Source organism: Cupriavidus taiwanensis (assembly GCF_900250115.1).
Lineage (GTDB): Bacteria > Pseudomonadota > Gammaproteobacteria > Burkholderiales > Burkholderiaceae > Cupriavidus > Cupriavidus taiwanensis_B.
In genome coordinates, this window is sequence record NZ_LT984803.1 from 1310252 (window position 1) to 1329482 (window position 19231).

At 67.5% G+C, this 19231-nt stretch carries 10 protein-coding genes, 1 tRNA gene and 9 pseudogenes; 8 read left to right on the plus strand and 12 right to left on the minus strand.

What is annotated here, in order from left to right; genetic code table 11:
- Positions 1-3 precede the first annotated feature (3 nt).
- Together CBM2586_RS06340 and pbpG are read left to right on the plus strand one after the other, a co-directional pair.
- Positions 4-726 carry a nitroreductase gene (locus CBM2586_RS06340; protein WP_115687055.1) on the plus strand — a complete coding sequence of 241 codons (723 nt, stop codon included), beginning with the start codon at positions 4-6 and terminating at the stop codon, positions 724-726.
- Positions 727-999: 273 nt separating this feature from the next.
- A complete protein-coding gene (gene pbpG, locus CBM2586_RS06345; RefSeq protein ID WP_145987392.1) occupies positions 1000-2217 on the plus strand; it encodes a D-alanyl-D-alanine endopeptidase in 1218 nt (405 codons plus the stop codon).
- A gap of 65 nt (positions 2218-2282) precedes the next feature.
- Here pbpG and CBM2586_RS06350 read toward each other — a convergent pair.
- The 3 genes and pseudogenes from CBM2586_RS06350 to CBM2586_RS06360 form a co-directional block, all read right to left on the minus strand.
- Positions 2283-3694 (minus strand): annotated as a pseudogene (locus tag CBM2586_RS06350) (FAD-binding oxidoreductase).
- 15 nt (positions 3695-3709) lie between these two features.
- Positions 3710-4459: a FadR/GntR family transcriptional regulator gene (locus tag CBM2586_RS06355; RefSeq protein ID WP_115687056.1), complete on the minus strand. Its 750-nt coding sequence runs from the start codon at positions 4457-4459 to the stop codon at positions 3710-3712.
- Between the two features lie 138 nt (positions 4460-4597).
- Positions 4598-5383: an IclR family transcriptional regulator gene (locus CBM2586_RS06360; protein ID WP_012352591.1), complete on the minus strand. Its 786-nt coding sequence runs from the start codon at positions 5381-5383 to the stop codon at positions 4598-4600.
- 236 nt (positions 5384-5619) lie between these two features.
- Between CBM2586_RS06360 and CBM2586_RS06365 the strand changes: the two genes are divergently transcribed.
- Genes CBM2586_RS06365 through CBM2586_RS06375 form a run of 3 tightly spaced genes read left to right on the plus strand, consistent with a single transcriptional unit; the run spans position 5620 to position 8053 of the window.
- Positions 5620-6345 (plus strand): (Fe-S)-binding protein, encoded by a 726-nt coding sequence (locus CBM2586_RS06365; protein WP_115687057.1) that lies wholly within the window; start codon positions 5620-5622, stop codon positions 6343-6345.
- A gap of 29 nt (positions 6346-6374) precedes the next feature.
- Positions 6375-7787 carry a LutB/LldF family L-lactate oxidation iron-sulfur protein gene (locus CBM2586_RS06370; protein ID WP_115687058.1) on the plus strand — a complete coding sequence of 471 codons (1413 nt, stop codon included), beginning with the start codon at positions 6375-6377 and terminating at the stop codon, positions 7785-7787.
- Complete coding sequence (locus CBM2586_RS06375; protein ID WP_115662353.1) at positions 7784-8053, plus strand: hypothetical protein; 270 nt, start codon at positions 7784-7786, stop codon at positions 8051-8053. Before CBM2586_RS06370 ends, CBM2586_RS06375 begins: the two co-directional genes overlap by 4 nt.
- 46 nt (positions 8054-8099) lie before the next feature.
- Here the strand turns inward: CBM2586_RS06375 and CBM2586_RS06380 are convergent, their stop codons facing one another.
- On the minus strand, positions 8100-8987 hold the full coding sequence (locus CBM2586_RS06380; RefSeq protein WP_112775453.1) for a LysR substrate-binding domain-containing protein: 888 nt from the start codon (positions 8985-8987) through the stop codon (positions 8100-8102).
- Between the two features lie 115 nt (positions 8988-9102).
- On the opposite strand from CBM2586_RS06380, the gene CBM2586_RS06385 reads away from it, so the two are divergent.
- The 3 genes and pseudogenes from CBM2586_RS06385 to CBM2586_RS06395 all read left to right on the plus strand — a co-directional run bounded on the left by CBM2586_RS06385 (position 9103) and on the right by CBM2586_RS06395 (position 12008).
- The gene (locus CBM2586_RS06385; RefSeq protein ID WP_115662352.1) at positions 9103-10104 is read left to right on the plus strand and encodes an ornithine cyclodeaminase family protein; all 1002 of its coding nucleotides are present in this window, start codon (positions 9103-9105) and stop codon (positions 10102-10104) included.
- Between the two features lie 46 nt (positions 10105-10150).
- On the plus strand, positions 10151-10963 hold the full coding sequence (locus CBM2586_RS06390) for a phosphate/phosphite/phosphonate ABC transporter substrate-binding protein (protein WP_346777685.1): 813 nt from the start codon (positions 10151-10153) through the stop codon (positions 10961-10963).
- 71 nt (positions 10964-11034) lie between these two features.
- Positions 11035-12008: pseudogene (locus tag CBM2586_RS06395) on the plus strand (tripartite tricarboxylate transporter substrate binding protein).
- Between the two features lie 216 nt (positions 12009-12224).
- On the opposite strand, the pseudogene CBM2586_RS06400 reads toward CBM2586_RS06395, so the two are convergent.
- The 8 genes and pseudogenes from CBM2586_RS06400 to CBM2586_RS06435 all read right to left on the minus strand — a co-directional run bounded on the left by CBM2586_RS06400 (position 12225) and on the right by CBM2586_RS06435 (position 19079).
- A pseudogene (locus CBM2586_RS06400) lies at positions 12225-13017 on the minus strand (ABC transporter ATP-binding protein).
- Position 13018: 1 nt separating this feature from the next.
- A pseudogene (locus CBM2586_RS06405) lies at positions 13019-13911 on the minus strand (ABC transporter permease).
- Between the two features lie 170 nt (positions 13912-14081).
- A pseudogene (locus CBM2586_RS06410) lies at positions 14082-15055 on the minus strand (ABC transporter substrate-binding protein).
- Between the two features lie 424 nt (positions 15056-15479).
- A pseudogene (locus CBM2586_RS06415) lies at positions 15480-16496 on the minus strand (quinone-dependent dihydroorotate dehydrogenase).
- 106 nt (positions 16497-16602) lie between these two features.
- Positions 16603-17390 (minus strand): annotated as a pseudogene (locus CBM2586_RS06420) (arginyltransferase); the annotation flags it as partial.
- Positions 17387-18205, minus strand: a pseudogene (gene aat, locus CBM2586_RS06425) (leucyl/phenylalanyl-tRNA--protein transferase). The pseudogenes CBM2586_RS06420 and aat, both read right to left, overlap by 4 nt.
- Positions 18206-18464: 259 nt before the next feature.
- Positions 18465-18821: pseudogene (locus tag CBM2586_RS32625) on the minus strand (NUDIX hydrolase); the annotation flags it as partial.
- A gap of 191 nt (positions 18822-19012) precedes the next feature.
- Positions 19013-19079: transfer RNA gene (locus CBM2586_RS06435), tRNA-Met, on the minus strand.
- Positions 19080-19231: the final 152 nt, after the last annotated feature.

Below are 19231 nucleotides of genomic sequence, written 5' to 3' on the forward strand. Positions count from 1 at the left end.
GAGATGAACAAGATGTCCCACGAGAAGCTATTCGGCTCGCAGGAGGCCGTGGACTGCGTGGATCGCGCGATCCTGACGCGGCGTTCGGTGCGGGCCTTCCTCGATACGCCCGTGCCGCGCAGCACCGTGGAAGAGATCCTGGCGGTGGCCAGCCGCGCGCCGTCCGGCACCAATACGCAGCCGTGGCGCGTCTATGTGCTGTCGGGCGAGGCCAAGGCGAAGCTGTGCGCCGACGTGCTGGCCGCCTATGAAGACCCCGAGCGCGACAGCAAGTACCGGGAGGAGTACCCGTACTATCCGCGCGAATGGGCCGACCCGTATCTGTCGCGGCGGCGCAAGGTGGGCTGGGACCTGTACGGGCTGCTCGAGATCAGCCGCGAGGACAAGGCGCGCATGCACGAACAGCATGCGCGCAACTTTCGTTTCTTCGATGCGCCGGTGGGCCTCATCTTCACCATCGACCGCATCATGGAGCAGGGCAGCTGGCTCGACTACGGCATGTTCCTGCAAAGCATCATGGTCGCCGCCCGCGCGCGCGGGCTCGATACCTGCCCGCAGGCGGCGTTTGCCCAATTCCACAAGATCATCGCCAGCCACCTGCGGCTGCCGCCAGAAGAAATGGTGGTGTGCGGCATGTCGCTCGGTTTTGCCGATCCGGAGGCCGTCGCAAACCGCCTCACCACGGAACGGGAGCCAGTCAGCGGGTTTGCGCGTTTTCTCTCATAGTGAAATTTGTTTCAGCATGTAACGATGGACGCCGATATCACACAAGACTTTGCGTATTGGCTTCGTCGTTACGAAGGGGTAGCAAGGGGTGAGCCGGACTGCGCTTGGATCGCGCGCACAAGAGTTCGATAGCGTACGTGACGCATCGCGTACTTTTTTCGCAATGCGGAAATGCATGTGAATCGAACTTTAAGGAGCGTCTGTAAGTCTTTAATCTTGCTAACAATTTCTTTATTTCCTACACTAGCGCCATTCCTATGCGCTGAACGAATCATGTTCCGGTCTGATTCCATTTTCTCCAGATTCTTCGGCTCCACACCCTTGTCCGCCGTAGCCGCCGCGGTACTGGTGTCGGTGTCGATGGTCGCGGTGCCCGTGGCCGAAGCGGCCACCAAGGCCGCCTCCACGCAAAAAACAAGCAAAAAGCAGGCAAATTCCGCCAAAACGGAGAAAAAGACCGCTTCAACGCCTGTTGCCAAGAGCGCGCGCAATGCCAAGGTCGCGAAGAGCGAAGCGGGCTCCGCGCGCAAGGTGGTGGTGCTGAAGAAAGGCAAGCGCCACGTCGTGGTGGCGCAGCGCGCGGCCCCGGTGCGGGCTGCGTTTACGCCTTCCAAGCCGTCGCTGGGCGAGGCCATGGGCCTGCGCGACACCGACGACGCCCTGGCCCTGCGCTCCAGCGTCGCGCTGGTGATGGACCAGAACTCCAACGAGGTGCTGTTCCAGAAGAATGCCGGTGCGGTGCTGCCGATTGCATCGATCACCAAGCTCATGACCGCGCTGGTGGTGATGGACTCGCGCCTGCCGATGGACGAGGTGCTGACCATCACCGAGGAAGACCGCGACACCGAGAAGCACAGCAGCTCGCGCCTGCGCTTCGGCACGCAGCTGACGCGCCAGGAACTGCTGCTGCTGGCGCTGATGTCGTCCGAGAACCGCGCGGCTTCGGCGCTGGGCCGCCACTATCCGGGCGGCCTGCCGGCCTTTGTGCAGGCCATGAACCGCAAGGCGCGCGAGCTCGGCATGAACGACAGCCATTTCGTCGATTCCAGCGGCCTGTCGAGCAGCAACGTGTCGAGTGCGACCGACCTGGTGCGCATGGTCAATGCCGCGTACCGGAACCCGACCATCCGCGAGTACTCGACCCAGACCGAGCATGAAGTCAACGTGCTGGGCCGCACCCAGCATTACGTCAGCACCAACCGCCTGGTGCGCGGCGGCAACTGGGAGATCGGCCTGCAGAAGACCGGCTTTATCTCCGAGGCCGGCCAGTGCCTGGTGATGCAGGCGCGGGTGCACGGGCGCAACGTGGTGATGGTGTTCCTGGATTCGTCCGGCAAGCTGTCGCGCTTTGCCGATGCCAACCGGGTCAAGGACTGGCTCGAGCATTCGCCGTCGTCGCCGCAGCGCGGCTTCCCGTCGTCGCCGAACCTGACGCAGGGGCCGGGCGGCGCGCACGCGGTGCTGGCGTCGCAGCAATCGCGCGGCATCTGAGGCCGCACGCCTGCACATAAAAAACGCGCCGCATTGCGGCGCGTTTTGCTTTGGTGGCGGCAGCGTCAGAGCAGCTTGCCGGGGTTCATGATCCCGGCGGGATCGAACACCGCCTTGAGCTCGCGCATCAGCCGCAATTCCAGCGGATCCTTCACCGCCAGGAAGGCATGGCGCTTGAGCTGGCCGATGCCATGTTCGGCGCTGATGCTGCCGCCGTAACGCATCACCTCGTCCAGCACCGCCTCGGTCACGGCATCGCCCCTGGTGGCCGCCCACTCCGTGGGGGCGCCGGCCGGACGCGACAGGTTGTAGTGCAGGTTGCCGTCGCCGAAGTGCCCGAACACGAAGGGGCGGATCGCGGCATCGAGCGCGCGCAGCCGGGCCGCCATCGATTCCATGAAGGCCGGGATCTGCTCGATCGGCAGCGACACGTCGTGCTTGAGATGCGGACCGTCGGCGCGCTGCGCTTCCGAGATCTCCTCGCGCAGCTTCCACAGCGCCTGCAGCTGCGCCAGCGATGCCGAGACGGCGGCATCGAGGCACAGCTCGCGCTCCAGCGCCTCGCCGATGACCCGTTCCAGCAGCGCGTTCAGGGCTGCCTCATCGGTGGTATCGGCCAGTTCCACCAGCACATAGCCCGGATAGCGCTGCGCGAACGGTTCCTGCACGCCTTCCGCATGCGCGAGCACCAGGTCCAGGCAATCACCGGTAAAGAACTCGAAGGCCTGCAGGCGTGCGCCGCATTGCTCGAACAGCAGTTCATAGAGCGCCAGCGACTGCGCGGGGAGGCCACCGCCGCCAGCACCACGCTGCGCGTATCGGTGCGCGGGAACAGGCGCAGCGCCGCCGCGGTGATCACGCCCAGGGTGCCTTCGGAGCCGATCAGCAGCTGCTTCAGGTCATAGCCGGTATTGTCCTTGCGCAGCGTGCGCAGCCCGTGGAAGACCTCGCCGTTGGGCAGGACGGCCTCGACCCCGAGCACCAGCTCGCGCGTCATGCCATAGCGCACCACGTTGACGCCGCCGGCATTGGTGGCCAGGTTGCCGCCGATCTGGCACGAGTCCTCGGCCGCCAGCGACAGCGGCAGCAAGCGGTTGGCGTCCTGGGCGGCACGGCGCAGGTTGCCCAGGATGCAGCCGGCCTCGGCCACCATGGTATTGGCGATGGTGTCGAGCGAGCGCACCGCGTTCATGCGGTCCAGGCTCAGCACCACGTTGTGCGCGTGCGCGTCGGGGGTGGCGCCGCCGCACAGGCCGGTATTGCCGCCGCGTGGCACCACCGGCACCGCGGCCTGCTGGCATAGCGCCAGCGCGCGCGCCACCTCGTCGACGCTACGGGGCCGCAGCACCGCCTGGGCCTGGCCGCGGTAGATGCCGCGCCAGTCGGACAGCCATGGCGCGATGTCGTCGGGGTGGGTCAGCGCGGTGTCGGGGCCGAGGGCTTCGGTGAGCCGCTGGGCAAAGGATCCGTTTTGCATGGTGGTGGTGTCGTCTCAGGAAAGGGATGCGGGGCTGGCGGCGTTCGCCGACGTTGCTGCGTCAGCGCGCGTGCGTAGCGACAACCCCAGGCGGTGGGCGGCGCTTTGCAGGTGCGCCACCGCCGCCGCGCGCGCCGCGCCGGCATCGCCGCGGCGGATGGCCGCGACGATGGCCTCGTGTTCGGCATGCACGGTCTCGGCCAGCCCTGGCTGGCGCAGCGTATTGGCACGCGCGGTGGCGACGGCCTGGTGCAGTTGCAGGTTCAGGTACTGCAGCAGCTGGCGGTAGTACGGGTTGTGCGTGGCGGCGGCGATGCCGATATGGAAAGCCGCGTCGAGATCGGCAGCCGGCTGCGGGTCATAGAGCCGGGCCTGCAGGCGCTGCAGCAGCGCCGTCAGCGCGGCCACGTCGTCATCGGTGCGGCGCACCGCGGCCAGCGCCGCGGCGGCGCCTTCCAGGTCGATGCGCAGGTCGTACAGGTCGGCCAGGTCGCCGGCGGCGAGCTCGGGGTCGCGCGGCAGCTGGAAGCCGGCTGCGCCGGTGCGCGAGCGCACCGTGCAGCCAACGCCCTGGCGCGACTCGACCAAGCCCTGCGAGCGCAGGTGCTCGGTGACTTCACGGATCACGGCGGCGCTGACGCCGTATTGCTCGGCCAGCTGCCGGCCGGTCGGCAGGCGGCTGCCAACGGGGTAGGTGCCGCTTTCGATCTCGGCGCGCAGCTGGCGCGTGACCTGTTCGGTCAGGGTGACGGTGCGGGTACGCATGGCTGTCGATTATAAGGTTTCTGGTTATCTGAAAACATAGGGTAAACGTGGGCGACGCGTCAACGCGAGGCACCAAAGCAAAACGCGCGGACTGCCTTGCAGGCAGCCCGCGCGTTGGCGGCAATGGCTCAGGTGGCGTCAGGCCGCGGCTTCGGTCACATAGCCCATGCCGCGCGAGATCTGCAGGGCGGTGTCCTTCAGGTTCTGCAGCCAGCTGTCCTGCAGCCGGTCGGCCGGCGCCGACAGCGACAGGCCTGCCACCAGCCGGCGCGAGTCGTCGTAGATGCCGGCGGCGATGCAGCGCACCCCCAGTTCCAGCTCTTCGTTGTCGCGGGCATAGCCGTTGGTGCGGACCCAGTTGAGTTCGCGTTCCAGCTTGGCCAGGTCGGTGATCGAAGTGCGCGTGTGGCCGGCCAGCCCGGTGCGGGTGGCGTAATTGCGCACGCGCGCCGATTCGTCGGCGGCCAGGAACAGCTTGCCCACCGAGGTCAGGTGCAGCGGGGCGCGGCCGCCGATGGCGCGCACCACCTGCATGCCCGAGCGCTCGCTGTAGGCGCGCTCGATATAGACGATCTCGTCGCCCTGGCGCACCGACAGGTTGACGGTCTGGCCGGTGACCCGGTGCAGCGCGCGCATTGGCGCCAGCGCCGCGTCACGCACCGACAGGCGCGCCTTGACCAGGTTGCCCAACTCCAGCAGGCGCATGCCGAGTCGGTAGCTGCCGGGGTCGGAGCGGTCGACAAAGCGGCACGCGACCATGTCGTTGAGGATGCGGTGCGCGGTGGAGGGATGCAGGCCGGTGGCCAGCGACAACTCTTTCAGGCTGACCGGATCGGCATGCTGCGCAAGGGCGTCCAGCAGGGTCATCATGCGCTCGATGACCTGGATGGACGTCTTGCCGGGTGACTTGTCTGCGTCGGACATGGTGGAAAACGTAGCAATGTTGCCTTGCGGCATTTTTAAGCGACTGCCCGATTCTATCTCGCATCGTGAAAATTTCAATAGGTGAAATGACATTACGGTAAGAATGCACCCGTGATGCCGCGCCCCGGCGTGCCGTGCATGGCAACGCATTCATGGCGCCGATGAACGCTTTGTGCGCCACCCGCGGCGCCGAACGCGCATAATTGCGGGGTTTCAGGGTCTGGGAGAAGTCAACAATGCGAGTCGGTCTGTTCCACACCTGCCTGGTGGACCTGATGGGCCCGGAGATCGGTTTTTCGGTGCTCAAGCTGCTCGAAGCCGCCGGCTACGAGGTCATGGTGCCCGAGGCGCAGACCTGCTGCGGCCAGCCGGCCTACAACTCGGGGGAGCGCGCGGTGTCGCGCGACCTGGCCGAGAAATTCCTGCGCGAGTTCGAGATGTTCGAGTACATCGTGGTGCCGTCGGGCAGTTGCGGCGGCATGATCCGGCACCACTACGCCGATTTGCTGCGTGACGATCCGGAGCTGAACGGCCGCTACGAGCGCCTGCGCGAACGCGTGTTCGAGCTGACCGACTTCCTCGCCAACGTCGCGCGGATCGAGAGCCTGCCGTCGACTTTCTCGGGCCATGTGACCTACCACGATTCCTGTTCGGGGCTGCGCGAACTGGGGGTCAAGCAGCAGCCGCGCGCGTTGCTGTCGCGCCTGCCCGGCGTGCAGCTGACCGAGATGAAGGACTGCGAGGCCTGCTGTGGTTTCGGCGGCACCTTCTCGGTCAAGTACGGCAATATCTCCACGGCCATCGTCGACGAGAAATGCGCCAATATCCAGGCCACCGGTGCCGATGCCGTGGTGTTGGGCGACCTGGGCTGCATGCTCAATATCGAAGGCCGCCTGCGCCGCACCGGCGACAGCCGCACCCGCGTGCTGCATATCGCGCAGGTGCTGGCGGGCGACGCCTGAGCGCGCCGACACATCAGGAATTCGCCACGATGCAAGTCCACAGCATGGAATTCAAGGCGCGCGCCGGCCAGAAGCTGGCCGACCAGCGCCTGCAGCAGAACCTGAAGAAGCTCTCGACCAAATTCGTCACGGCGCGCGCCGATGCGATCCGCGATATCGATTTCGACGCCACCCGCGAGGCCCTGAAAGAGCGCCGCAACCGCGCGCTGGAAAACCTCGACGTCTGGCTCGCCACGTTTGAAGAGAACGCGACCCGGCGCGGCGCCACCGTGCTGTTCGCCGAAACCACCGCCGACGCCGCCCGGCTGGTCGCCGAAATTGCGCAGAAGCACGGCGTGAAGAAGGTCATCAAGAGCAAGTCGATGGTGACCGAGGAAATGCGCCTGAACCAGGTGCTGGGCGAGATGGGCGTGCAGAGCATCGAGACCGACCTGGGCGAGTACATCCTGCAGATCAACGACTCCGAGCCGCCGTCGCACATCATTGCGCCGGTGGTGCACAAGGACAAGGACGAGATCGCCGACCTGTTCGCGAGGGTCCACCACAAGCCGCGGCTGACCGAGATCCCGGAGATGACGCGCGAGGCGCGCGAAGTGCTGCGCCCGGAATTCCTCAGCGCCGACATGGGCGTCACCGGCGGCAACTTCATCATCGCCGAGACCGGCTCGGTGGCGGTGGTGACCAACGAGGGCAATGAAGGCATGTGCACGGTGATGCCGCGCGTGCATGTCGCGGTGACCGGCATCGAGAAGGTGCTGCCGACACTGGAAGACCTGGCCACGGTGATGCGCCTGCTGCCGCGCTCGGCCACCGGCCAGGCGATTTCCAACTACTTTTCGCTGCTGACCGGGCCGCGCGCCGAGGGCGAGCGCGATGGCCCCGAGCACATGTATTTCGTGCTGGTCGATGGCGGCCGCAGCGGACTGATCGGCGGCGACTTCCAGGAGATGCTGCGCTGCATCCGCTGCGGCGCCTGCATGAACCACTGCCCGGTCTACCAGAAGATCGGCGGCCATGCCTATGGCTGGGTCTATCCCGGCCCGATGGGCAGCGTGCTGACGCCCAGCTACGTTGGCCTGGCCAAGACCGTCGACCTGCCGCAGGCGGCCACCATGTGCGGCGAATGCAATCGCGTCTGCCCGGCGTCGATTCCATTGTCCGACCTGCTGCGCAAGCTGCGCGAAAAACAAATGGAACGCGGCCTGCGGCCATGGCAGGAGCGCTTTGCGCTCAAGGCCTGGGGCTACGTGGCGAAGCGGCCTGAACTCTATGCGCTGAGCGCCCGCATCGGTGCCTGGCTGCTGGGCCGCATGGGCGGCAGCAACGGACTGATCGCCCGCCTGCCGCTGGCGGGCAAGGGCTGGACCGAAACCCGCGACATGCCGGCGCCGTCGGGCCGCACGTTCCGCGAACTCTACAAGGAAAGGAGGGCGCGTTCATGAGCGCCAGGAATTCGGAAGCGCTGGCGCGCATGCGCGCCGCGCTGGAGCAGCACATGGCCGGTGCCAAGCCCGCGCAGGAGCTGGTGCGCGAATGGCGCGAAGCCGGCAGCGCGCTGGCCTTGCCGCCGGTCTACGGCCAGGCCATGGAAGAACTGCTGCGCCGGCTGGAGATGGCGGCGGTGTTCGCGCAGGACAGCTGCTCGTTTTCGAGCACCGCGGTCACCGAGCAGCTGGCGCGGTGGCTGGACAAGGCGGCGACGGCCTGAGGCCGCCACGCCTCACGGCGGCGGTGTTCGCAAGCGCCGCCGCGGCTCAACGCTTCATCATCCCGGTCAGCGTCTCCACGAATTCCAGCGACAGCCGCGACAGCGGCTCGGTCTGCACATGGAAGATCTGCACCGAGGCATTGACCTTGGTGCGGATCGGCACGGCGACGATATTGGGCCAGTTCGCACCAAATACCGTCATGGCATCGACCAGCGCGATACCTGCGCCGGCCTGCGCCAGAGCGCGCGCCACATGGGCCTGCTCCACCTGCACCCGCATGTCGGGCTGGTCGCCATCGTTGCCGAACATCTCGTGCACCAGCAGCGCGAACGGCACTTCCGGGCCATAGCCGATCAGGTCTTCGCCGATCAGGTCAGCGGGGCGCACCCATTTGCGCGTGGCGAGCCGGTGTCCCACCGGCACCAGCGCCACGATCTCGTTCTTCACCAGCAGGCGCGCCTCGAGGTTGGGATGCACCAGCGGCATGTTCGATACCGCCAGATCCACCTGTCCCGATAGCAGCGCGCGCAGCATGTTGCCCGGAATCTGCGTGCGCACCACCACCCGCACCGCCGGATGCGCGGCGCGGAAGCTGGCGATCGCGCGCGGCAGCACGGTCTGACCCAGGTTGGGACTGCAGGTGATGCGCAGGCTGCCGGTGCGATTGGCGGCGAGGTCCTCGGCGATCTCGTTGACGCGCTCGATCCCCTCATAGACCGCATTGACTTCGCCCAGCAGCCGCCGCGCTTCCGGGGTGGGGTAGAGCCGCCCCTTGGTGCGCCGGAACAGCTCGAGGCCGAGCCGCTGTTCGGTGTGCGACATCAGCCGGCTGATGGCCGGTTGCGACACATAGAGCAGCTTCGACGCGCCGCTGATCGAGCCGGTCAGCATCACCGCGCGGAACACCTCGATCTGGCGCAGGTTCATTTTCATGGCATTAACCTGATGTTAAGGCATGCGGACATATAAGCATATGACAGTCAATGGCGCCATACCTAAACTGGACTCCATCGAAACACAACACACTGATCTGGAGAGCGGGGACCCCATGGCTGACATTCTTCTCACCTACCTCAACGGCCGGGATATTGCGCGGCTGAAAATGACCGATGCCGAAATCATCGCTGCGGTGGAGCAGGCACTGGTTGCGCAGGGCAACGGCCAGACCGTGATCGAGCCGCGCGTGCACCTGATGCCGGACCCCGCCTTCAACGGGCACTTCAACGTGCTGCGCGGCTATGTGGCGCCATTGGGGCTGGCCGGCGTCAAGGTCGTCGGCGATTTCGTCGACAACTACAAGCTCGGCCTGCCGTCGGAAATGGCCATGCTGAACCTGTTCGACCCGCGCACCGGCATGCCCGTCGCGGTGATCGACGCCACCTTCATCACCGACGCTCGCACCGGCGCACTGACCGCGATCGGCGCGAAGCACCTGGCCCGCCGCGACAGCAAGGTGCTTGGCCATATCGGGGCGCGCGGCACTTCGTACTGGAATGTGCGCCTGCTCGACAGCCTCTATGACTTCGACGAGATCCGCGTGCACTCGCGCCGCCCGGAAAGCCGCAATGCCTTTGCCGCGCGGCTGGAGCGCGACCTCGGCAAGAAAATCGTGGTGACCGAGGACTGGGAATCGTGCGTGCGCGGTGCCGACATCGTGGTCGAGGCATCGCGGCTGGAGCGCCCGGCGCCGATGCTCAAGACCGAGTGGATCAAGCCCGGCGCCTTCGTCGTGCCCTACGGCACCATGAGCGCGGTCGAGCTGTCGCTGACCGACATCATGACGCGGATGGTGGTGGACGACTGGGGGCAATGCAAGGGCGGCATGTTCGGCTCGCTGCGCGCGCATGTCGAAGCGGGCAAGCTGTCGGAACAGACGCTCTACGGCGAACTGGGCGAGATCGCCGCCGGCCGCAAGCCGGGTCGCCAGAGCGACGACGAGACCAACCTGTTCTGGCACCGAGGCCTGTCGCTGAGCGACATCGCCCTGGGACACGCCCTGCTGGAGAAGGCCGCCGAGTGCGGCCTGGGCCAGAAGCTGGTGTACGCATGATCGCCAACGCCCGCATGTACGCGGTGGCCCCGCAGGCCGAAGCAGCATGGCGCGCATTGCTGGCGTGCGTGTCCGTGCGTGCGGGCGTGGCGTTGCCCTATGCCAGGCATCCGCGCCGGCGCCGGTCAGCGCGCTGTGGGCGCGGCCGGACTGCGGCTGCGTGTTCATGTGCGGCTATCCGTACGCGAGCGCGGCGGTGAGGCCGCAGTTGCTGGCGGCGCCGGTGCCGGCCCTGGCGCGCTACGAAGGGCGGCCGGTCTATTTCACGGAGTTCATCGTGCGCGCCGATGCGCCGGCGCAGTCGCTGGCGCAGACCTTTGGCGGGCGCTTGGCATGCATGTTGCCCGAGTCGAACTCGGGCTATAACGCGCCGCGCCACTACTTGATGCGGCTGGCACCGGCAGGGACGCGGGCGCTGTACCGGCCCGCGGCGATGGCGACGCCGACGCCGCGCGAGGTCATCGATGCCGTGCTTGCCGGCGATGCGGAAGCAGGGGTGATCGACAGCTATGTGATGGACCTGCTGCGCCGCTATGACCCGTCGCTTGCCGCGCAACTGAAGACGCTGGCGCTGACGCCGCCGGCCCCGATTCCGGTGCTGATGGCAGCGGCGGGCGCCGATCGGCAGCAATGCATGCGCGTGCGTGGGGCCTTGCTGGGCCTGCATGACGACGCCGCCGGCACCGAGCTGCTGGCCTCGCTGGGGCTGGCGCGTTTCGTTGCGGTGCAGCCTGCCGACTATGCCTGCCTGCCCGCGATGGCGAATGAAGCCGAGCGGGCGAACTTTGCGCTGACCGATGCGGCCGGCGCGGTGGAGGCGCCATCGCCTGATCACTGCCAATTGGGGAAACCGTCATGAAATCCGCTGTGAATGCCGCTATGAATGCCGCTGTAAAGCCCTTCGTGCATCCTGACATCCGGCGCCTTGCCATGCATTGCCTGTTCGCCTGCGCGGCGGCCTGTGCTACGTGGTTCGGTGCGGCGGGGCCGGCCCATGCCCAGCCGCCGGCCTATCCGGCAAAGCCGGTGCGCCTGATCGTGCCGTTTGCCGCGGGCGGGCCGGCTGACGTGCTGGCGCGCGCGGTCGGAGAGGGCCTTGCCAGGGCCATCGGCCAGAGCGTGCTGGTCGAGAACAAGGCCGGCGCGGCCGGCACCATCGGTGTCGACATGGTGGCCAAGGCCGCGCCGGATGGCTACACCGTCGCGCTGGTGCCGGTCGGCAATATCGCGGTGAATCCCACGCTGATGCCTAACCTGCCGTACAAGCCGTCCGACCTGGCGCCGGTGGCGATGCTCGCCACCGCCGAGAACGTGCTGGTGGTCAACGCGGCCACGCCGGTGAGGTCGCTGGCCGAACTGCTCAAGCTCGCCGCGCACAAGCCGGGCGAGCTGAGCTTCGCCTCGCCCGGCGCCGGCAGCCAGGCGCACCTCGCCGGCGAGCTGCTGCAGCTCGATGCCGGCGTCAAGCTGAACCATGTGCCATACAAGGGCGTAAGCCCCGCCATGACCGATGTTGTCGGCGGCAGGTAACGATGATGTTTGCGCAGCTGTCGGCGGCGCTGCCCTATATCAAGGCTGGCAAGCTGCGCGCCCTCGGCATCGCCAGCGCCAGGCGCTCGACGGTGCTGCCCGAGGTGCCGACGATTGCCGAGCAGGGCTTCCCGAAGTTCGAGGCGGTGTCGTGGTATGCGTTGATGGTGCCGGCGGGTACGCCGCCCGAGGTGGTGCGCAAGCTCAGCCAGCATGCCGACGCGGTGCTGGCCGATGCCGCGCTGAAGGAGAAGCTGGCGACGCTGGGGATGGAAGCGGCGGGCGGCACGCCGCAGCAACTGGCGGCAGCGATCCAGAAGGAAAGCACGCGCTGGGCGGGGGTGATCAAGCAGCGGCGCATCACCATCGATTAGTCGTTTGCCTACTGCGGGTCGGCTCCCCTCTCCCATTTATGGGAGAGGGGCCGGGGCGAGCGAGTGCAACGGCGACAGACTTCACTTCGTTGAGGCGCCGGCCCTCACCCCGACCCTCTCCCGCAAGCGGGAGAGGGAAGTACACAGAGGGAGAGCTTAAGCGCCAATCAGCAAAAAAACGGGAGCCGAAGCTCCCCGTTTTTTTCGCTGGCGCTATCACCCCAGCAGCAGCGCATCATCATCCAGCTGCTCATGCCGCGTCTGCTCGAACATCTTGAGCAGGTCCGGCACATCCAGCCCCTTGCGCTTGTCGCCCGAGACATCCAGCACCACCTGGCCCTGGTGCAGCATGACCGTGCGCTGGCCGTAGTCGAGCGCCTGGCGCATGCTGTGCGTCACCATCATCGTCGTCAGCTTGCTTTCCTCGACGATGCGCGCGGTCAGCTCCAGCACGAACGCGGCGGTCTTGGGGTCGAGTGCGGCGGTGTGCTCGTCCAGCAGCAGGATGCGCGACGGCTGCAGCGACGCCATCAGCAGGCTCACCGCCTGGCGCTGGCCGCCGGAGAGCAGGCCGATGCGGTCGGTGAGGCGGTTTTCCAGGCCCAGGTTGAGCAGGCGCAGCTTGTCGCGGAACAGCTCGCGCGCGGCGCGGTTCAGCGCCGGGCGGAAGCCGCGGCGGCTGCCGCGGGCCATCGCCAGCGCCATGTTTTCCTCGATCGTCAGCGCTTCGCAGGTGCCGGCCATGGGATCCTGGAACACGCGCGCCACCAGGTGGGCGCGGTCCCAGGCGGGCTTGCGCGTGACGTCGCTGTCATCGATGGTGATGCGTCCCGAGTCGACCATCTGGTCGCCGCTGATCGCATTCAAAAAGGTCGACTTGCCGGCGCCGTTGGAGCCGATCACGGCCACGAACTGGCCGCTCGGAATCTCCAGGCTGAGGCCGCGCAGCGCGCGGGTCTCGATCGGGGCCCGGGTTGAAGGTGAGCTTCAGGTCTTGTGCGCGCAGCATCTCAGGCACCTCCGTTCTTGCGGGCAAACAGCTTCTTGCGCGTGGCCGGCAGCACCAGCGCGATCGTTACCAGCGCGGCGGTGACCAGGTTCAGGTCCTGCGCCTTGAGGCCGATGAAGTCGCTGTTCAGTGCCAGTGCGATGAAGAAGCGGTACAGGATGGCGCCCAGCACCACCGCCAGCGTGGTCCAGATCAGCCGGCGTGCCGGCAGGATGGTCTCGCCGATGATCACCGCGGCCAGCCCGATGACGATGGTGCCGATGCCCATCGAGATATCGGAGCCGCCCTGGGTCTGCGCGAACAGCGCGCCGGCCAGCGCCACCAGCGCGTTGGACAGCGCCATGCCGGCCAGCGTGGCGCGGCCGGTGGCGATGCCCTGGGCGCGGGCCATGCGCGGATTGGCGCCGGTGGCGCGCATCGCCAGGCCCAGCTGCGAGCTGAAGACCAGTCCAGGCCGACCTTGGCGACCACCACCACCACGAACAGCAGCAGCGGACGCAGCACGTAGTCGGGCAGCCACTCGGCTGCAGCACGGTGAACAGCGTGGGTTCGGTGATCAGCGGCACGTTGGGGCGGCCCATGATGCGCAGGTTGACCGAGTACAGCGCGATCATCATCAGGATACTGGCGAGCAGGTCCATGATCTTGAGGCGCACGTTGAGCCAGCCGGTGATCCAGCCGGCCAGCGCGCCCGCGGCGATGGCCACCAGCGTCGCCAGGAACGGTCCTGGCCGCCCGCGATCAGCGTCGCGGCCACGGCGCCGCCCAGCGGGAAGCTGCCGTCGACGGTCAGGTCGGGAAAGTTGAGGATGCGGAAGGAAATCAGCACCCCGAGCGCCACCAGGCTGAAGATCAGGCCGATCTCCAGGGCGCCAGAAGGGAAAAGAGGGACATGGGGGAATCCTGTTGCTGGGGCCGGCGTTTGCCGCCGGTTTCGGGGCGGGTCGGCCGGCACGCCCGGTTAGGGCGCCGGCCGCCTCGCCCTGTTATGTCCGGCCGGCCGGGTAGGCCTGGCCGGCGCATCCGCCGCGCTGCGGCGGCGGCATGGCAGGGCGTGGTTGTGCTTACTTGATGACCGTCTTGGCTTCCTTGACCAGCTCCGGCGACAGCGGACGCCTTGCTTGGCGGCCGCGCCGGTGTTGACGAACAGCTCAGGTTGTCGCTGGTCTGCGAGGCAATGGTGCCCGGCTTCTCGCCTTCAGGATGCGCACCACCACCTTGCCGGTCTGGTGGCCCAGGTCGCCGTAGTTGACGCCCAGTGCCGCCACGGCGCCGCGCTTGACGCTGTCGGTATCGGCCGCGACCAGCGGGATCTTGGATTCGTTGGCGACCTTGACCAGGGCCTCGTACGCCGACACCACGTTGTTGTCGGTGTTGGTGTAGATCACGTCGACCTTGCCGATCAGGCTCTTGGCGGCCGGGCCGATGTCCACGGTGCGCGGTGCGGCGGCTTCCTTGAGCGTCAGGCCTTCCTTGGCCAGCAGCGCGCTCAGTTCCTTGACCACCACCACCGAGTTGGCTTCACCCGGGTTGTAGACCATGCCCACGGTCTTGGCCTTGGGCACTACGCGCTTGATCAGTGCGACCTGCTTGTCCAGCGGCAGCTTGTCCGACACGCCGGTGACATTGGTGCCCGACGCCGACCAGCTCTTGACCAGCTGCGCGGCGACCGGATCGGTCACGCCCGAGTACACCACCGGCACCGTCTTGGTGGCGGCCACCACGGCCTGCGCCGACGGCGTGGCGATGGCGACGATGGCATTGGGGTTGTCGCCGACGAACTTGCGGGCGATCTGCGCCGCGGTGCCGGTGTTGCCCTGGGCACTCTGGTATTCCCACTTCAGGCTCTTGTCGGCGTCATAGCCGGCCGCCTTCAGTTCTGCGCGCACGCCGTGCGAATGGCGTCCAGCGCGGGATGGTCGACGATCGACAGCACCTTGACGGTCTGGGCCTGCACGGCGCCGCCGTACAGCAGTGCCAGCGCCACGGCGCCGCCCAGGATGGATTTGGATGCTGCGAGACCCTTGGTGGACTGCATTATGTGTGCTCCCCGAAACTCGGTTCTGGATTGGATACGGCCGCGTATGGTTCGGTCCGCCGTCCTGGACCATGTGCCGCCTGGCGCACGGTGCCGGTCCGGGCGGGCGCGGCGGCTTCCTGCGGCGGGAGGGAGCGTGCGCGGACGCGTCGGATGCGACAGCGATAAGCCTGCGAGGATACCACTTCCCGCGCACGAAATGGACAGTCATCATGCGGATGTGGGGCATTCGATGCTGCGAGACGCCCGCTATCCGCCATCGAGGCGCATTTAATTGCGCAGGAACCGGGATTTGCCTGTGGATTTCCCTGATTGCGGCGGCCGCATCTTCATGCAATTGCGCGCCAGCGCGGCGTCGAGGATTTCCTCGACCCGGCCGGCGCATCGGCCGGGCATAACGCAAGGCCGCGGGCGGCCGGCGGCTTCAGCCGCGCAGCGCCGCGGCGCACTCGCGCACCAGCGCCGGGCCGCGGTAGACCAGGCCGCTGTAGAGCTGCACCAGGCTGGCGCCGGCGTCGGTCTTGGCGCGCGCGTCGGCGCCGCCGAAGATGCCGCCCACGCCGATGATCGGCACCGCGTCGCCGACCACGCCGCGCAGCGCGCGTACCACGCGGGTCGAGGCTTCGAACACCGGCGCCCGGACAGGCCGCCGGCTTCGTCGGCATGCGGCAGGCCCTTGACCGCTTCGCGCGAGATGGTGGTGTTGGTGGCGATCACGCCGTCGATCTGTGGCGCACCAGCGCGTCGCCGATATTGCCGATCTGGTCGGCATCGAGATCCGGCGCGATCTTCAGCGCCAGCGGCACATAGCGCTGGTGCTGGTCGGCCAGGCGCTGCTGCGCGGCCTTCAGCGTCGACAGCAGGCTGTCGAGCTCGCTCGCGCCTGCAGCTGGCGCAGGTTTTGGTGTTGGGCGACGAGATGTTGACCGTCACATAGCTGGCGTGCGGATAGACGCGCTCCAGCAGTACAGGTAGTCGTCGTTGGCGCGCTCGATCGGGGTATCGGCGTTCTTGCGATGTTCAGCCCCAGGCCGCCCTCGGCCTTCCAGCGGACGCCCGCACATTGCGACGAAGGCATCGACGCCGCCGTTGTTGAAGCCCATGCGGTGATCAGCGCATCCGCCTGCGGCAGCCGGAACATGCGCGGGCGCGGGTTGCCGGCTGCGCCCGCGGCGTGACCGTGCCCACCTCGAAAGCCGAAGCCGAGCGCGGCGAGGCCGTCGATGTAGGCACCGTCCTTGTCCGCCGGCGGCCAGCCCGACCGGGTTGGGAAAGCGCACCCCATGACCGTGCGCGGATCGTCGGCGATGCGGTTGCCGATGCAGCCGCCCAGGCCCATGCGGTGCGCGCGCAGCAGGTTGTTCAGCGTGAAATGGTGGGCGTCCTCGGCATCCATCGAGAACAGGGCGGGACGAAACAGGGGGTAGAGCGCGTTGAGCACGTGGGCAGGCGGCCGGCAGGGCGGCGCGGAAGTCGGGACCAGGGCGGCATTGTAGCGGCTGGCCCGCACGCAGGGCGGCCGTGGAGGCGGCCCAGGCCGGGCCGAGGCTAAGGCCGGGTGGCGGGCGGCACCGGCGCGGCGGCTTCCGGGGCCTCGGCGGCGACGTCTCGAACGCATGCCAGTGGTTGCCGGTCAGCACCTGCAGCGGCCGGAAGCGCGCCTTGTACGCCATCTTGCGGCTGTCGGCGATCCAGTAGCCAGGTACAGGTGCGGCAGGCCCAGCGCATGGTGCTGGGGATCTGCCACAGGATGTTGTAGGTGCCGTAGCTGGCGTTGCGCTCGAGCGGGTCGTAGAAGGTGTAGCGACGACAGGCCGTCGTCGAGCACGTCGATCATGCTGACCATGCGCAGGCGCCCGGCCTCGGGCGGGGGCGGATCGCGGAATTCCACCAGGCGCGAGTTGACGCGGCTCTGCAGCAGGAATGCTCGTACTGGTCGCGGCTGTCCTGGTCCATGCCGCCGCGGCGTGGCGCATCGACTGGTACAGCAGGTACAGCGAATAGTGCTCCTCGACATAGGTCAGCGGCGCCACCAGCGCCTGCAGGTGCTGGTGGCGATTCCACGCGCGGCGCTGCGAGCGGTCCGGCGTGAACTGGTCGACCAGCACGCGGCCGGCGTGCGGCGTCGTGGCAATCGTCGCAATACGGCCGGTAGGTGAAGATGCCGCTGCGGCGAAAGCCGCGCGCACAGCCGCGAGTAAACGTCGGCGTTGATCAGGTGCGCCGGCGTGGCCACCTGGGAGCGCGCCATGCGGCCATCGAGATAGCTGCAAGCGTAGGGCGCCGTGGCATAGAACTGCAGCGCGGACAGCGGTAGTTCCTTCAGCTTGCTCATGACTCAGGGGCTCCGGGCGGGACGGGCGTTTGCACGGTGGCCCGCAGCGTCAGCGTCGGCACCCGTGCCAGGAATTCAGGCTGCCGGCGCGGCGGGTGTCCCGGCCAGCGCTCCAGCACCGATTTGTCGAACCGCCACGGACTGATCCCGGCTGTGCCGTTGCCGCGCGCACATGGGCCACGAAGTCGGCGCGGGGGATGGGCGCGCACCAGCGAGGCCAGGTGGTCGGTTTCCTGCTGGCAGTCTATCATCGCCACGCCGTGGTTGCCGAGGAACGCGCACAGCGCCGCCAGCGCGATCTTGGACGCGTCGGTGCGGTGCGCAAACATCGATTCGCCAAAGAACATCCGCCCCAGCGCCACGCCATACAGGCCGCCGACGCGCTCGCCGCGGTACCAGCTTTCGACCGAGTGGGCCAGGCCGTTGCGGTGCAGGGTGCCGTATGCGGCGATGATGGCGTCGGTGATCCAGGTGCCGTCCTGGCCTCGCGCGGCGTGTCGCGCAGGCGCGCATCACCGCCAGGAAGTCGTGGTCGACGCGGATTTCCCAGTCGGCATCGCGCAGCACGCGCCGCAGCGTCTTGCGCAGGTTGGCCGAGACGCGCAACGCCGGCGGCGGCAGCACCATGCGAGGATCGGTGCTCCACCACAGCACCGGCTGGCCGCTCGAATACCACGGGAAGATGCCTGGCGATAGCCAGCAGCAGCCGCTGCGGCGACAGCTCGCGCTGCGGCAAGCAGCCGGGAGCCTCGGAATAGGTCCGAGTGCGTGCTCGACGGGGGAAACGGATCTTGCGGGTCCAGCCAGGAAATCATGCGGCTGCGCCGGAGGGCGGTGTGCGGCAGGCCCGCCGCTCAGGGCGTGACCGTGGCCCGGCTGGTCAGCGGGCGCATGGGCTTGTCGATGTCCAGGCTGTGCAGCCGGAAGCTGCATCCTGCAGCGGCCGGCGGCGCGGTCGGCAAAGAAGCAGCGCAGGGTATGGATCACGGTGGGGAAGGCCAGTTCATCCCAGGGCACATCGGCCTCTGCCACCAGCTTCACTTCCAGGCTCTCCTCGCCGGGCGCGACGTCCAGGTCATCCAGCGTGGCGAGGTAGAACAGGTGCACCTGGTGCACATGCGGCACGTTCAGGATCGAGAACAGCTCGCCCACCTGCACGCGCGCGCCGGCTTCTTCCAGGGTTTCGCGCGAGGCCGCTGGGCGGTGGTCTCGCCGATCTCCATGAAGCCCGCCGCAGGGTCCAGAAGCCGTAGCGCGCTCGATCGCGCGCTTGCACAGCAGGACCTTGTCTTCCGACCGGTGGTGGCCGACCACGTTGCGGGGATTGACGTAGTGGATGGTGCCGCAGTTGTCGCAAACACTGCGCGGGCGGTTGTCGCCGTCAGGCACGCGCAATACGACCGCATGACCACAGTTCGAGCAGAATTTCATGAGGGGCGTCCGGGAGAATGGCGAAAGTGTATCCCCCCGCAGCGCACCGGCGGCCGGAGGAGCGGTGGTGCACCATGGCTCGGCAGGCCGCAAAGGCACGGCCGCGGCGCCGGCTGGCGGCACAAAACAAAAAACCCGCCAGGGGCGGGTTGGTCTGCTGCGACGGCGTCACAGATGCGCATCTGTGCGGTTGGTTGCGGGGCGACTTGAACCTGCGACCTTCGGGTTATGAGCCCGACGAGCTGCCAATGCTCCACCCGCGTCCGTCGAAGAAAAGATTATATGGCATCCGGTTGCGCATTGCAACACCTGTTTAACAAAACCTGTCGGCGCTGCGTATTGCCCGTGCCATAACGATTAGATCGCCGCGGCGGGCGGAGGTTCAGCGGCCCCCGGGATATCGCTTGTGC

Coding starts and splice junctions, on each gene's coding strand:
- CBM2586_RS06360 (WP_012352591.1), bottom strand. CDS start 5,383: ATGTCCGACGCAGACAAGTCACCCGGCAAGACGTCCATCCAGGTCATC.
- CBM2586_RS06370 (WP_115687058.1), top strand. CDS start 6,375: ATGCAAGTCCACAGCATGGAATTCAAGGCGCGCGCCGGCCAGAAGCTG.
- CBM2586_RS06340 (WP_115687055.1), top strand. CDS start 4: ATGAACAAGATGTCCCACGAGAAGCTATTCGGCTCGCAGGAGGCCGTG.
- CBM2586_RS06385 (WP_115662352.1), top strand. CDS start 9,103: ATGGCTGACATTCTTCTCACCTACCTCAACGGCCGGGATATTGCGCGG.
- CBM2586_RS06380 (WP_112775453.1), bottom strand. CDS start 8,987: ATGAAAATGAACCTGCGCCAGATCGAGGTGTTCCGCGCGGTGATGCTG.
- CBM2586_RS06390 (WP_346777685.1), top strand. CDS start 10,151: ATGGCGCGCATTGCTGGCGTGCGTGTCCGTGCGTGCGGGCGTGGCGTT.
- pbpG (WP_145987392.1), top strand. CDS start 1,000: ATGTTCCGGTCTGATTCCATTTTCTCCAGATTCTTCGGCTCCACACCC.
- CBM2586_RS06375 (WP_115662353.1), top strand. CDS start 7,784: ATGAGCGCCAGGAATTCGGAAGCGCTGGCGCGCATGCGCGCCGCGCTG.
- CBM2586_RS06355 (WP_115687056.1), bottom strand. CDS start 4,459: ATGCGTACCCGCACCGTCACCCTGACCGAACAGGTCACGCGCCAGCTG.
- CBM2586_RS06365 (WP_115687057.1), top strand. CDS start 5,620: ATGCGAGTCGGTCTGTTCCACACCTGCCTGGTGGACCTGATGGGCCCG.